Source organism: Rhizobium ecuadorense, assembly GCF_001187535.1.
GTDB lineage: Bacteria > Pseudomonadota > Alphaproteobacteria > Rhizobiales > Rhizobiaceae > Rhizobium > Rhizobium ecuadorense.
The window spans coordinates 1-274 of sequence record NZ_LFIO01001330.1; the positions used below are offsets into that span (position 1 = coordinate 1).

1 protein-coding gene is annotated in these 274 nt (G+C 59.5%); it reads right to left on the reverse strand.

The genetic code is table 11. The features are described from left to right. Positions 1 to 274, reverse strand: a 274-nt coding sequence (gene ligD / locus AF337_RS28890) for a non-homologous end-joining DNA ligase LigD (RefSeq protein ID WP_483150637.1), incomplete at both ends; no start/stop codon positions are given.

Sequence of the window (274 nt, forward strand, 5' to 3'; positions counted from 1 at the left end):
GATCCGGCCATCCCTAAGGCTCTTGGTCATCTTGATCAGATAGAGCTCGGGATTGTCTCGTGCCATCTGCTGGCACACATCGTGGGCAAAACCCTTCGCTTGCGCCCACGAAAGCGGCTTGCGCTTGTTGGCCGCAAGCGGAGTGACAACGTGCAGACCCTTGCCGCCAGTGGTCTTGCAAAAACTGACCAGGCCCAACTCGTCGAGACGGTTCCGCATTTCCCGAGCTGCCGAAACGACCGCGGAGAATGGCACGTCCGGACCTGGATCAAGG